13 protein-coding genes are annotated in these 13,030 nt (G+C 71.0%); 6 read left to right on the top strand and 7 right to left on the bottom strand.

All coding sequences use genetic code 11. The features are described 5' to 3' along the window. Positions 1 to 71: 71 nt before the first annotated feature. On the bottom strand, positions 72 to 872 hold the full coding sequence (locus ACE3TL_RS10195; RefSeq protein WP_374578579.1) for an SH3 domain-containing protein: 801 nt from the start codon (positions 870 to 872) through the stop codon (positions 72 to 74). Positions 873 to 1,003: 131 nt separating this feature from the next. After that, a complete protein-coding gene (locus ACE3TL_RS10190) occupies positions 1,004 to 2,710 on the bottom strand; it encodes a lysine--tRNA ligase (protein ID WP_374578578.1) in 1,707 nt (568 codons plus the stop codon). A gap of 120 nt (positions 2,711 to 2,830) precedes the next feature. On the opposite strand from ACE3TL_RS10190, the gene phnD reads away from it, so the two are divergent. Beyond that, a complete protein-coding gene (gene phnD, locus ACE3TL_RS10185; protein ID WP_374578577.1) occupies positions 2,831 to 3,832 on the top strand; it encodes a phosphate/phosphite/phosphonate ABC transporter substrate-binding protein in 1,002 nt (333 codons plus the stop codon). A gap of 57 nt (positions 3,833 to 3,889) precedes the next feature. Then, positions 3,890 to 4,270, top strand: a complete 381-nt coding sequence (locus ACE3TL_RS10180) for a hypothetical protein (protein ID WP_374578576.1) — start codon at positions 3,890 to 3,892, stop codon at positions 4,268 to 4,270. A 4-nt stretch (positions 4,271 to 4,274) separates the two neighbouring features. Here the strand turns inward: ACE3TL_RS10180 and ACE3TL_RS10175 are convergent, their stop codons facing one another. After that, the gene (locus ACE3TL_RS10175) at positions 4,275 to 4,691 is read right to left on the bottom strand and encodes a PaaI family thioesterase (protein ID WP_374578575.1); all 417 of its coding nucleotides are present in this window, start codon (positions 4,689 to 4,691) and stop codon (positions 4,275 to 4,277) included. Further along, the gene (locus tag ACE3TL_RS10170; protein WP_374578574.1) at positions 4,688 to 5,131 is read right to left on the bottom strand and encodes a PaaI family thioesterase; all 444 of its coding nucleotides are present in this window, start codon (positions 5,129 to 5,131) and stop codon (positions 4,688 to 4,690) included. Before ACE3TL_RS10170 ends, ACE3TL_RS10175 begins: the two co-directional genes overlap by 4 nt. A gap of 103 nt (positions 5,132 to 5,234) precedes the next feature. Here ACE3TL_RS10170 and ACE3TL_RS10165 point away from each other — a divergent pair, with 103 nt between their 5' ends. Together ACE3TL_RS10165 and ACE3TL_RS10160 are read left to right on the top strand one after the other, a co-directional pair. Further along, on the top strand, positions 5,235 to 6,245 hold the full coding sequence (locus tag ACE3TL_RS10165; protein WP_374578573.1) for a ligase-associated DNA damage response exonuclease: 1,011 nt from the start codon (positions 5,235 to 5,237) through the stop codon (positions 6,243 to 6,245). After that, entirely contained in the window at positions 6,245 to 7,864 is a 1,620-nt protein-coding gene (locus ACE3TL_RS10160) for a cisplatin damage response ATP-dependent DNA ligase (RefSeq protein WP_374578572.1), read from the top strand. Before ACE3TL_RS10165 ends, ACE3TL_RS10160 begins: the two co-directional genes overlap by 1 nt. On the opposite strand, the gene ACE3TL_RS10155 is transcribed toward ACE3TL_RS10160, so the two are convergent. Genes ACE3TL_RS10155 through ACE3TL_RS10145 form a run of 3 tightly spaced genes read right to left on the bottom strand, consistent with a single transcriptional unit; the run spans position 7,861 to position 10,624 of the window. Then, a complete protein-coding gene (locus tag ACE3TL_RS10155) occupies positions 7,861 to 9,192 on the bottom strand; it encodes a hypothetical protein (RefSeq protein WP_374578571.1) in 1,332 nt (443 codons plus the stop codon). The two genes, ACE3TL_RS10160 and ACE3TL_RS10155, sit on opposite strands and share 4 nt — an antisense overlap. After that, a complete protein-coding gene (locus ACE3TL_RS10150) occupies positions 9,189 to 10,112 on the bottom strand; it encodes an ABC transporter ATP-binding protein (protein ID WP_374578570.1) in 924 nt (307 codons plus the stop codon). The genes ACE3TL_RS10155 and ACE3TL_RS10150 overlap by 4 nt, the downstream gene beginning before the upstream one ends. Then, positions 10,109 to 10,624 carry a D-glycero-alpha-D-manno-heptose-1,7-bisphosphate 7-phosphatase gene (locus tag ACE3TL_RS10145; RefSeq protein ID WP_374578569.1) on the bottom strand — a complete coding sequence of 172 codons (516 nt, stop codon included), beginning with the start codon at positions 10,622 to 10,624 and terminating at the stop codon, positions 10,109 to 10,111. Before ACE3TL_RS10145 ends, ACE3TL_RS10150 begins: the two co-directional genes overlap by 4 nt. 32 nt (positions 10,625 to 10,656) lie before the next feature. Here ACE3TL_RS10145 and ACE3TL_RS10140 point away from each other — a divergent pair, with 32 nt between their 5' ends. Together ACE3TL_RS10140 and ACE3TL_RS10135 are read left to right on the top strand one after the other, a co-directional pair. Further along, the gene (locus ACE3TL_RS10140) at positions 10,657 to 11,793 is read left to right on the top strand and encodes a mannose-1-phosphate guanylyltransferase (RefSeq protein ID WP_374578568.1); all 1,137 of its coding nucleotides are present in this window, start codon (positions 10,657 to 10,659) and stop codon (positions 11,791 to 11,793) included. An 82-nt stretch (positions 11,794 to 11,875) separates the two neighbouring features. Then, the gene (locus tag ACE3TL_RS10135) at positions 11,876 to 12,958 is read left to right on the top strand and encodes a GNAT family N-acetyltransferase (protein ID WP_374578567.1); all 1,083 of its coding nucleotides are present in this window, start codon (positions 11,876 to 11,878) and stop codon (positions 12,956 to 12,958) included. The last annotated feature ends 72 nt before the right edge of the window (positions 12,959 to 13,030 follow it).

Genomic DNA, 13,030 nt, shown 5'->3' with positions numbered 1-13,030 from the left:
GTCAGCAAACCCCCTCCGTCTCGCCGCCTGGCGGCGATCCACCTCCCCCAGCGGGGGAGGATTTAGAAACCTCAGCTCTGGACCACCCATTGGCCGTCGGCGCCCTTGCAGGCGGTGTAGCGCTCGGTCTGCGGGCCGCCGTCCCGGGTGCGGATGGTCTGGTCGAAGGTGCGGCAGACCGGAGCGCCGGCATAGGCGCCGCCGCCGACCGAGCGGACGACCGAACCCGCGACATAGCCGATGGCCTCGCCGCCGCGGCCGGCGAGAATCCAGTCGGAGCCGGCGACGCGGGCCAGGGCCTCGACGCTCTCGCCGGACCTCAGCTTGCCGACGATGGGACCGGAGGTGCTGGGCTGGCCGCGCAGGTTGACGGTCGAGCGCGGGGCGTAGCGGCCGCCGTCGCTCTCGTAGCCCGAGGCCGGCTCGACGCCCGGGGCGAAGCGCAGGCCGCCGAGCGAGACAGGTTCGCCATAGGGTTGGGTGGAGACGACGCGGACGTCGCCCGAGGCGCCGGTCTCCGGATTGGTCCACGAGCGATTGCCGCCGCGGTCGAGGGCGTACTGGGTCGCGGCCTGGGCCTTGGCCTGGTCGCTGCGCTGCATGCGGCAGCCGATGTAGGAGCCGGCGGCCGCCCCGACCGCCGCGCCCAGCGCGGTGCCGAGCGTGCGTTCGTTCTTGGCGAGATTGCTGCCGACCACCCCGCCGACCAGGCCGCCGATCACGGCGCCGCCCGCCTGCTTGTTGCCGGCCGCGTCGCAGCCGAAGATCGAGGAGAGCGGATTGCCCTGCCGCAGGGTCGGCTGGGCGCTCGCCGTGACCGGGACGGCGAGCGAGACGGCCAGCAGGGCGGCGGTGAGTTGCGAAGCGCGCATGGCGGATTTTTCCTGACGCAGTTGAACCCGCCCCGAGGGCGGGGCGAACAAGCTTTGCTGGGAAATGCGCGTGCGAGGGATTGCGTTCCATAGGCGCGGCCCAGGAACGCGATCACCAATTGTATCGAGCCTCAGGCGGCGGCCAGCTCGCCCGACAGCGCCTTTTCGATCAGGGCGATGGTCCGCTCCAGGCCGAAGATCGCGGCGAAGGAGCCGAAGCGCGGACCCTGGCTCTGGCCGAGGAGGACTTCATAGAGCGCCTGGAACCAGGCGCGCAGCGGCTCGAAGCCCGCAGCCTTGCCGACCTCGAACACCTCGTTCTGGATCGTCTCGGCGTCGGCGTCGGCGGGCAGGGCCTCGAGGCGGGCCAGGAGTTCGCCGATCGCCGCGCGTTCCTTCTCGTCGGGCGCGCGGAACTGCTTGGAGGGCTTCACGAAGTCCTCGTAGTAGTTGATCGCATAGCCGACCAGGCGGTCGAGCATCGGTTCGCTCTCGGGGGTCGCTCCCGGCATGTAGCGGCTGATGAAGCCCCAGAGGATGTCCTTGGTCGAGGCGTCGGCGGCCGAGACCAGGTTCAGCAGCAGCGAGAACGACAGCGGCGAGCCCTTCTGCGGCGGGGCGCCGCGGTGGACGTGCCAGGCGGGGTTGTCGATCGGCGTGGCGTTGGCGGCCGCGCGGGCCTTGTTGAAGGCCTCGAGCTGCTGGAGGTACTCGTCCGTCGCCTTGGGGATGACGTCGAAATAGAGCCGCTTGGCCGACTTCGGCGACTGGTACATGTAATAGGCGAGGCTCTCGGGCGCGCCGTAGCGCAGCCACTCCTCCATGGTCAGGCCGTTACCCTTGGACTTGGAGATCTTCTGGTTGTTCTCGTCCATGAAGAGCTCGTAGTGGAAGGCCTCCGGCGGCGTTCCGCCCAGCACCTTCACCAGCTTGTTCGAGACGCGGACGGAATCGACCAGGTCCTTGCCCGAGGCCTCGAAATCGACGCCGAGCGCATACCAGCGCGCCGCCCAGTCGGGGCGCCATTGCAGCTTCACATGGCCGCCGGTGACCGGGACCTCGGTGAGGGTTCCGTCCTCGTCGGGGAAGACGATGGTTCCCTTGGCGAGATCGCGCTCCAGGGTCGGCGCCTGGAGGACGCGGCCCGACTTAGGGCTGATCGGCAGGAACGGCGAATAGGTGGCGCGGCGCTCCTCGCCCAGGGTCGGCAGCATGACCGCCTGCATGGCGTCGAACCGCTCGAGGATCTTCAGCAGCACCTCGTCGAAGCGGCCCGACCTGTAGGTCTGGGTCGACGACATGAACTCGTAGTCGAAGCCGAAGCCGTCGAGGAAGGCGCGCAGGCGCGCATTGTTGTGGGCCGCGAAGCTCTCGTACTCGCCGAACGGATCGCGCACGGACGAGACCGGCTTGTCGCGGTCCTCTTCCAGCATCTCGCGGTTGGGCACGTTGTCCGGAATCTTCCGCAGGCCGTCCATGTCGTCGGAGAAGACGATCAGCTTGGTCGGGACGGCGTCCTCGGTCAGGGCGCGGAAGGCGTTGCGCACCATGGTCGGACGGGCCGCCTCGCCGAAGGTGCCCATATGCGGCAGGCCCGAAGCGCCGAAGCCGCACTGGAAGACCACCGGCTGGGCGAGGGCCGGGAAGGTCGCGACCGCCTCGGCCGCCTTGCCCTCGCCGATCAGGCTGGCGGCGAGGTCGCGCTCGGCGTCGGTGAGCCGCAGTTTCAGAATCCGGTCCAGCAGGATGCGGGCCTGTTCGAAGGGCCAGCTTTTCGCTTCGCGCGCCTGAGCCGAGAGACCGCGCAGGGAGGGAGTCTGGATCGAGGTGTCGGACATGCGCGCGGCCTAACGCCAGTAGGCGCTCGCCTCAAGCAGACTTTTACGCTCATCTCCGTCGCGGAGCTGTCACGCAAACGGCGCAGAAGCCGCACCGGACCTGCTTCGGGGGGAAATCGCATGCTTACGCGCCGCACCGTCATCGCCATCGCAGGGGCGCTCAGCCTCGCCGCCTGCGCCCGGCAGGAGGCGGCCGAGCCGGCCACGCCGCAGGTCGTCAACTTCTCGATCATGTCCACCGAGGGTCGGCAGACCCAGATGGACGACTGGGGCCCGTTCCTGGCCGATCTGGAAAAGGCCGTCGGCGTGCCGGTGAAGCCGTTTTTCGGCACGAACTACACCTCGCTGATCGAGGCGATGCGCTTCAAGCAGACTGACCTGGGCTGGTTCACCAACCAGTCGGGGCTGGAGGCGGTGCGGCGGGCGAACGGCGAGGTCTTCGCCCGCACGGTCAATCCGTCGGGAACGGACGGCTACCAGGCGGTGATCGTGGTGAAGAAGGGCGCGGGGATCACGCTGGAGCGCCTGCTCAAATGCGACCGCAAGCTGAACTTCGGCATGGGCGACGCCAAGTCGACTTCCGGCACGCTGGCGCCCATGACCTACCTGTTCGCGCCGCGCGGGGTCGATCCGAACACCTGCTTCAAGACCGTGCGCTCGGCCAATCACGAGGCCAACCTGTTCTCGGTGGCCCAGGGCCTGCTGGACGCGGCGACCAACAACACCGCCTCGATGGACCGGATGGCGATGCTGGGCACGCAGATGTCGAAGAAGACCCTGGCGAGCCTGGACGTGATCTGGACCTCGCCGCGGATTCCCGAAGATCCGATGGTGCGGCGCAAGGACCTCGATCCGGCGCTGAAGGCGAAGATCGACGCGTTCATGTTCAGCTACGGGACCGGCGAGGGGCCGGAAGCCGAGCGCCAGCGCAAGGTGCTGGAGCGCATCCAGACCCTGCCTTTCAAGCCGGCCGACGACACCCACCTGATCCCGGTGCGCGAGATGGAGGCGACCGGCCAATTGATCCAGGCCCGGACCAAGGGCGATGCGGCGGCGATGACGGCCGCGCAGGCCGAACTGGACAAGATCGCCCAGGACAGGAAAGCGGCGGGCTTGGATTAGGCGGGAACCGGCGGGCGGGTTCGGCGTCCTTAAGCGGAGCCTTCCGAAGGAGCCGCCATGGACCTGCTCGCCGTCAAACGCACGCTTGGCCTCTTGTCGATCGCCGCCGGGGTGGTCGCGGTGGCCGCGCCCGACCGGGTGAGCCGGTTCCTGGGGCTGCGGTTCGACGACCAGGCGATGAGCGCGTTCGGCGCGCGGGAGATCGCCTCGGGCGCGGGCCTGCTGGCGCCGGTCAAGCCGGGGCCGTGGTTCTGGATGCGGGCCGGGGGCGATGTGATGGACCTGGTGGCGCTGGGCCGGGCGATCGGCCGCGCCGAACCGCGCAAGCGGGCGGCCTATGTCGCCCTGGGGGCGGTGGCGGCGATCGCGGTGTTCGACATCGTGGTGGCCGCGCGCGCCAGCCGCCATCCGTACGAGGACCGCAAGGCCGCCCAGTAGGGTTTCAGGTTCCGCTCAGCAGGAAGTGACCGCGCAGGAAGGCGACCGGCTTGTCGCGGTGGTCCTGCCAGGCCTCGACGTGGACGTTGGCGACCTGGCGGCCGACCTTGCGCACGTCGGCGCGGGCGTAGATCACCTGGGCCTTGCCGGGGCGCAGGTATTCGATGGCGATGTCGATGGTCTTGTGGACCTTGGGGCTGGGCGCGATCACCGAGAGCTGGGCGAGCGCCGTCATCTCCATGAAGGCTCCGATCACCCCGCCGTGCAGGGCCGGCAGCGCGACATTGCCGATCAGGTGCGGGGCGAAGGGCAGGACGGCGGTCATCTCGTCGCCCGCCAGCTCGGCGCGCATGCCGAGGAAGCGCACATAGGGTACGCGCTCGAGAAAGGCTTCCAGCCTCTGGGCGGCGGCCTGGCTCATGACTCGCCCCGCTTCAGGACGAAGGCCGCCTGGGCCGTGGCGATCGGGTCTTGCGGATCGGCGTCGAAGGCGTGGGCGCGGACGAAGGCGATGCTGCGGGTGAGCTTGTAGCAGTGGGCGGTCGCGGTGACGTCGGCGCGCGGCGCGGCCGGGCGCATATAGTCGATGCGCAGATCGAGCGTGGCGGTGGAGAGAAAGCCGCCTTCCAGACTGCGCGAGGTGATCGCCAGGCCGCAGCAGTGGTCGAGCAGCGCGGTGACCACTCCACCGGCGATGACGCCGGTGCCGGGATCGCCCACCAGGTCTTCGCGCCAGGGGGTCAGGATCGAGCCCTTGCCCGGCTCGATAGAGAGCAGCTTAAAACCCAGGGCGACAGCTTGCGGCACGGCTTCCACCATGCGCAGCAACGCCTCGCGAGGGATCTGCGGGGAGATCGTCATCCTGCGTGTTTGCAGCGCCTGGGCCGATGGGTCAACGTGACGGTGGGGCAAGGCGCGGCGACGTCCCGAGCAACCATCGGCCGTCTCACCCATATGCTGAGGCATGATCCGTCCGGAAACCCTGCTCTGCCCCAGGCCCGAGGGGCTCTATTGCGCGCCGGGCGACTTCTTCGTCGATCCGACAGCTCCGGTGGCGCGCGCGGTGGTCACCCACGGTCACGCCGATCATGCCCGCGCGGGGCATGGGACGGTGATCGCCACGCCGCAGACCCTGGCGATCATGGCCGAGCGCTATGGCGCGGACTTCGCCGGTTCGGTGCAGCCGCTGGCCTATGGCGAAAGCGTCTCGCGCGACGGGGTCGAGGTGACGCTGGTCCCGGCCGGCCATGTGCTGGGCTCGGCCCAGGCGGTGGTGCGCTGGAAGGGACTGACCATGGTGGTGTCGGGTGACTACAAGCGCCGGCGCGATCCGACCTGCCCGCCGTTCGAGCCGGTGCCCTGCGACGTCTTCATCTCGGAGGCGACCTTCGGCCTGCCGGTGTTCCGCCACCCCGACGACCGGCACGAGATCGCCAGGCTGCTGCGCTCGATCGAGCAGTTTCCGCAGCGGGCGCACATGGTCGGAGCCTATGCGCTGGGCAAGGCGCAGCGGATCATCGCCCTGCTGCGCGAGGCCGGCTGGGACCGGACGATCTACGTCCACGGCGCGCTGGAGCGGCTGAACCGGCTCTACGAGGCGCACGGCATAGGGCTGGGGCCGCTGGCGCCGGCCACCTCCGAAACCCGGCAGGACTTCGCCGGCCAGATCATCGTCGCCCCGCCCTCGGCCCTGGCCGACCGCTGGTCGCGGCGGTTTCCCGATCCGGTGGCGGCCTTCGCCTCCGGCTGGATGCAGGTGCGGGCGCGGGCCCGGCAGCGGGGCGTCGAGCTGCCGCTGGTGATCTCCGACCACGCCGACTGGGACGAGCTGACCGCCACGGTCGACGAGCTGGCGCCGGGCGAACTGTGGATCACCCACGGCCGGGAGGAGGCGCTGCTGCGCTGGGCCGAGCTGCACGGGGTCAAGGCCCGCGCCCTGGCCCTGGTCGGCTACGAGGACGAGGCGGAGGACTGATGCGCGCCTTCGCCGAACTGCTGGACCGCCTGTCGCTGACCGCCTCGCGCAACGCCAAGCTGACCCTGCTGCGCGACCATTTCGCAAGCGCGCCCGACCCGGACCGCGGTTGGGCGCTGGCGGCCCTGACCGGGGAGCTGGCGTTCGACGCCGCCAAGCCGGCCTTCATCCGCAAGGCGGTAGAGGCGCGGATGGACCCGGTGCTGTTCGGCTGGTCCTACGACTATGTGGGCGACCTGGCCGAGACCGTCGCCCTGGTCTGGCCGGCGCGGCCGGGCGCCAATCGCCAGCCGGAGCTGTCGGAGGTGGTCGACGCCTTGCGCAATGCTTCGCGCGCCGAGGTCCAGCGGCTGATCGAGGGCTGGCTGGATGCGCTGGACCCCACCGGGCGCTGGGCGCTCTTGAAGCTGATGACCGGCGGCTTGCGGATCGGGGTGTCGGCCAAGCTCGCCAAGACCGCGGTGGCCGAACTGGGGCCGGTCCCGACCGCGGAGGTCGAGGAGGTCTGGCACGCCCTGCGCCCGCCTTACGACGACCTGTTCGCCTGGCTGGAGGGCCGCTCGGAGCGGCCGACCTCGGATGCGCCGGGCCGGTTCCGGCCGGTGATGCTGGCCCAGGCTCTGGACGAGGCGGTCGATTTCGTAAAGCTCGATCCGGCCGACTACGCCGCCGAATGGAAGTGGGACGGCATCCGCGTCCAGGCGGTGAGCGAGGGCGGGGTGCGGCGGCTCTACGCCCGCAGCGGCGACGACATCTCGCGCGCCTTTCCCGACGTGCTCGAGGCGCTGGACTTCGAAGGCGCGATCGACGGGGAGTTGCTGGTGCTGCGCGACGGCGCGATCGCCGGTTTTTCCGACCTGCAGCAGCGGCTGAACCGCAAGAGCGTCACCCACGCCATGCGGGCCGACTATCCCGCTGGAATCCGGGCCTACGACCTGCTCTCCGAAGGAGGTGAGGACCTGCGTCCGCTGCCCTTCGCCGAGCGGCGGCTGCGGCTGGAAGCCTTCGTGGCCGGCTTGAAGACCACGCGCATCGATCTGTCGCCGCTGCAGGCCTTCGAGAGCTGGGAGGAACTGGCGGCCCTGCGCGCCGAGCCGCCGGCGGGCGATGCGCAGATCGCCGAGGGCGTGATGCTGAAGCGCTGGGATTCCCTCTACGAGGCCGGGCGTCCGAAGGGGCCGTGGTTCAAGTGGAAGCGCGATCCGTTCCTGATCGACGCGGTGCTGATGTACGCCCAGCGTGGGCACGGCAAACGCTCGAGCTTCTATTCCGACTACACCTTCGGGGTCTGGACCGAGGCCGTCGATGGCGCGCGGGTGCTGACCCCGGTCGGCAAGGCCTATTTCGGCTTCACCGACGAGGAGTTGAAGGCGATCGACAAATATGTCCGCGACCATACGGTCGACCGCTACGGCCCGGTGCGGGCGGTGCGCGCCGACGTTCGCCATGGCCTGGTGTTCGAGGTGGCGTTCGAGGGGCTGCAACGCTCGACCCGGCACAAGTCGGGCGTGGCCATGCGGTTTCCGCGCATCAGCCGCATCCGCTGGGACAAGCCGGCTGGCGAGGCCGACGAACTGGCCAGCCTGGAGCGGATGCTGGCCCAGATCGAAGGGCGCTAACCGGCCTTGCCGATCCGCCGGCCGGCCAGGGTCCAGGCGATCGCCGCCTGGACGAGGCCGGAGACGAGGCTGAGCAGCGGCGCAGCGCTGAGCGGCGCGAACAGGGCGGCGCCCTGGGCGCCGCCCGTCGACCAGCCGACGATCCCGCCGACCCCGTAGAGCAGGGCCAGGGCGACGACCGCGGCGAAGTCGCCCCGCTCGGGCCGCTGACCCATGCGGCAGAAGGCGATGACCCCGAGATCGCGCAGCAGGAAGGCGATCAGGGCGCCGGCCTGGGGCAGTCCCGCCCCCTCGCGCGCGCCGGCCGCGAAGGCCGCCAGCACCAGGATCGCGGCCAGCAGCAACGGCGCCAGCGTCGCTGGAGCGAAACGGCCGGCCCGCGGCAGGTCGCGTTCGCGGGCCGCGGCCAGGAACTGCCGGGCGCGGACACGGTCGGCGGGGTCGGCGAAGGCCGCAGCGTAGGCGCAGAGCGCGACGGCCAGAGCGGCGGTCACCAGGGCCGCCCCCAGTCCCCCGGTGCGCAGAGGAAAGCCGGCGGCGAAGACCGCGACGAATAGCAGGAAGCCCGGCCAGACCAGCGGGCTGGCCCGCATCTGCAACTCCAGCCGCATCAGCCGCCAGGCGCCGACCACGGCCCAGGCGGCGAACAGGCCGACGCCGATGGCGCGGAAGCTGTCGGCCGGCCAGATCTTGCCGCCCCAGTCGACGAAGCCGCGGGCGCTGGCCAGGGCCTGGAATCCCTCCAGCCCAGCGCCGTGCTGGAAACCGGAAGAGCCGGCGACCCAGGAGAGCAGGACGAAGCCGACCACCAGACCGCCCAGCACGCCGCCAGCTCGGGCGGGGCGGCCTTCGGCGCGGGCCTTGCGCACCCCGATCAGCGCCGCGGCCAGGGAGACGCCTTGCAGCAGGACGGCCAGCGCGACCATGAACACCACCGAGATCCCGAGGCCTGGCAGGCCGCGCTGAAGTCCGGCGATCACCGAGAGCAGCAGGCCGGTCAGGCCGCACAGCCAGGCGAGGCTGGCCGCGCCGGCCAGCTTGCCCCAGGTCATGGCCCAGGGGTCGAGCGCCGACAGCCGCTGGAAGTCCCAGGTGCGGTCGGAAATCTCGGAAAGCACCGAGCTGGCGGCCGCGCGAGCCCCCCAGATCATCGCGCAGGCGACGAAGACCGCGGCCCCGACCCCGCCCAGCGCCGGCAGCGGCCCCAAGGGGTTGTCACGGGTGGCCGCGACGGTCGCGCCGTAGATCAGCAGCAGCACGACGCCGGCCCAGGCCAGCCGGCGGGGCGAGGCCTCAAGCCAGAGGTTCCGCTGAAATTCAGGGTTCATGGGGCGACCTCGGCCAGATAGGCGTCTTCCAGCGTGCGGCGGACCGGCTGGAAGGCGCGGACCTTCAGGCCGGTCCCGACCAGGCGGGCGAGCAGGGCCGAGTCGTCCTCGCCCTCCGGCGCGACGATGACCGCGACCTCGCCGTCGAGCCGCTCGACCGTGAGGCCGAGGCCCGTCAGCCGCGCGGCCAGGTCGGAGGGCGCATCGGCGAAGCTCGCCTCCACGCGCAGGCCGTCGCGCGTCCCGGCGCCGGCGGCGACGACGCCCCCGCCCGCCACCTTGCCGTCGCGGATCATCAGCATCCGGGTCGAATAGTCCTCGAGCTCGGCGAGGATGTGGGAGGAGACGACGATGGTCATGCCCTCGCGCGACAGGCGCAGGATGAGCTCGGAGAGCGCGCGGCGCGCCTCCGGATCGAGGCCGGCGGCTGGCTCGTCCAGCAGCAGCACGCGCGGGCGGTGGACGATGGTCTGGCCGATGGCGAGCCGCTGGCGCAGGCCGCGGGAAAGCTCTCCGGCTCGCGTCTCCATGCGGTCGGAAAGCTGCACGCGGGCCGCGGCCTCCTCGACCGCCGCCGGGGTCGCCGCCTCGTCCATTCCGCGCGAGCGGGCCGCATAGGTCAGGGCGCGCCGCACGGTGAGATCGTCATAGAGGCCGAAGAAATCCGGCAGATAGCCGATCGCCTCGTGCACCCCGCGCGGATCGTCCTGGGTGTCGAGGCCGGCGATGCGGATTTGCCCCTCGGTCGGGGAATCGAGCGCCGCCATGCAGCGCAGCAGGGTGGTCTTGCCCGCGCCGTTGGGGCCGACCATGGCCAGGACCGATCCGGCCTCCACCGAAAAGCTGACGCCACGCAGGGCGCGGGCGGCCGGATAGTCGTAGACCACCCCGGCGACCTCGATCATGGGCGACCCGATCATGCGGCGAGGACCTCGGCTTCCAGGAACTGCGCCAGGTCGCCGCCGGTGAAGTGCAGGCTGCGCAGTCCGGCGCGGCGGGCGGCCTCAAGGTCGGATTCCTTGTCGCCGACCATGATCGAGCGGGCGAGATCGACGGGCCATTCGCCCAGCGCCCGCAGGATCATGCCGGGATTGGGCTTGCGGTCCGGCGGATCGGGGTGGCGATAGGCCTCGACCCGGGCGTCGGGATGATGCGGGCAGTAGTAGTAGGCGTCGATGCGCGCATCGATCTCGGCCAGGCTCTCGCTCATCCTGGCGTGCAGGGCGATGACGTCGTTCTCGGCGTAATAGCCGCGGCCGACTCCCGACTGGTTGGTCACCACGAACACCCACCAGCCGGCGCGGTTGAAGGCGGCGACCGCCTCGCGCGCTCCGGGAATCCAGCGGAAATCCTCCCAGCGGTGCACATAGCCGGGGTCTTCGTTGAGAACGCCGTCGCGGTCGAGGAACAGGGCGGGTCGAAGCGTGGTCATGATGACGGGATTTATACCCCGCCTCTTGCGGCGTGGCTCGGGCTTTCGCGTTTCGGGGCGGCGAAGGCTATGGTCGCCTTCGCAAGGATTCCAGCGCCGAGGTCGAGTTGGGCAAGATCATTCCCGTGCTGATGTCGGGGGGCGCGGGCACGCGGCTCTGGCCGCTGTCGCGCCGCGCGCGGCCCAAGCAGTTCCATCGCCTGGGCGGCGAGCGCAGCCTGATCCAGGACACCGCCCGGCGGCTGACGGGCGAGATGTTCGCCCCCCCGGTGGTGATCTGCGCCGCGGCCCACGCGGACCTGGCCCGCGCGCAACTGGTCGAGGCCAGCGTTCCGCCGGCGGCGATCCTCACCGAGCCCGAGCCGCGCAATACGGCGGCGGCGGCCGTGGCGGCGGCGGCTTTCGGCGCGGCCAGCGATCCCGATGCGCTGATGGTGCTGATGCACGCCGACAACCTGGTGGCCGACGTGGCGGCGCTGCATCGGGCGATCGAGGCCGGACGGGCGGCGGCCCTGGCCGGCGAGATCGTGCTGCTGGGGCTCAGGCCGACCGGGCCGGCGACGATCTACGGCTACATCCGGGCCGAGGGCGAAGGGCCGGCGCGCAAGGTGGCGAGCTTCGTGGAGAAGCCGGACCTCGAGACGGCGAGGCGGTTCGTCACCGACCCCGACTATAGCTGGAACGGCGGGATGTTCCTGTTCCGGGCCGGCGCCTTCCTGGACGAGGCGCGGCGGCTGGCGTCGGAGGTGGCGCGGGCGGCCGAGGCGGGGCTGGCGGGCGCGGCGCGTCATGGCGACGTGGTCGCCCTGGGGCCGGCCTTTCTGGAGGCGCCCAGCGTGGCGGTCGACGTGGCGATCATGGAGCGGACGAACCGCGCCAGGGTGGTGGAGGCCGATATCGGCTGGGCCGACGTCGGCAACTGGCGCGCGCTGTGGGAACTGTCGGCCAAGACCGCGCGCGGCGACGCGCTCGACGGCGAGGTGATCGCCGTGGACAGCGCGGGCTGTCTGGCCCGCACGGACGGGCCGGTCGTCGTGCTGGCCGGGGTGGAGGACCTGGTGGTGGTGGTCGAGGACGGCGTGGTGCTGGTGACCCGCAAGGACGCGCCCGGGGCCGTGCGCGCGGCGGTCGAGGCGGTGCGTGCGGCCGGCCGCGAGGATCTACTTTAGCGGGCCGGCGGCAACCTCCGGGAAAGAGTTGGCTGCTAGGCTCCGCGCACTTTCGAGACGCGGGAAGCGCCGGAGCATCTTCTTGGACTTCGAGATCGTTCGGCCGCAGGATCTGACACCCGCCAGCATCGCACGCTGGGCCGAGCTGCAAGCCGCGGACATCGCCCTGGATACGCCGTTCCTGTCGCCGCAATGGGCGCGGGCGGTCGAGGCGGTGCAGCGCCAGGGCGCGCGTAGCGTGCGCGTGGCGATCCTCAAGGACGGCGGGCGCGAGGTCGGTTTCTTTCCCGCCCGGGTCGGGTCGGTGATCGCCATGCCGGTCGGCGCCCCGATGTGCGACTATCAGGGCCTGATCGCCGAGCCGGGCCTGACCCTGGACCCGCGCGAACTGGTGGCGGCGCTGGGCGTCCACCGGCTCGACTTCACCTTCATGCTCGAGCAGCAGGCCCCGTTTGCTCGTCATGCGCGGGGACGCGACCTCTCCTACCTCATCGACGTGGACGAGGGTTATCAGGCCTATGAGGCCGAGCGCCGGGCGGCGGGGACCTCGGTGCTCAAGGACTGCGACAAGAAGCGCCGCAAGGCCGAGCGCGAGGTCGGGCCGGCGCAGTTCCAGGCCTTTTCCGGCTCGGACGTCGATTTCGACCGGCTCCGGGCCTGGAAGAGCGCGCAATATCGCGCCACCGGACAGACCGACATCTTCGAGACGCCCTGGACGCTGGAGCTGCTGAGGCGGCTGTTCGAGGGCCGCGAGCCGGACTTCGGGGCGGGCCTCTTTACCCTGCATCTGGGCGGGGAACTGGCGGCGGTCCACCTGCACCTGCATGGCCGGCGGACCATCCACGGCTGGATCATCGCCCACGATCCGCGGTTCGACCGCTATTCGCCGGGCCTGCTGCTGTTCCAGGACATCCTGCGCTGGATGGACGGGACGCCCTATACGCGGCTCGATCTCGGCCCCGGCGACTATCGGTTCAAGCGCGAGCTTTCCAACGGCGGCCAGTGGGTGACGCACGGCTTCGTCGGCCTGCCCTCGCCGGCGCTGCTGGCCAGGCGCGCGGCCTATGGCGTGCGGCGCGCGGCCGAAGCGCTGCCGCTGGGACGGATGTCGGCCCTGCCCGGAAAGGCCATGCGGCGCATGGACCTGTGGCGCGGCCTGAGCTGACCCCAGGGCGGGCGCGCGTCCCGCTTGCATTGCGGTTCGGGCCTTGCGCCGCTAGACGTGGCGCACCTCCCA

It is taken from the genome of Phenylobacterium sp. (assembly GCF_041920015.1).
Classification (GTDB): domain Bacteria; phylum Pseudomonadota; class Alphaproteobacteria; order Caulobacterales; family Caulobacteraceae; genus Phenylobacterium.
Note: the sequence above shows the minus strand (reverse complement) of the source record. Positions and strands in the feature narration are given on the sequence as shown.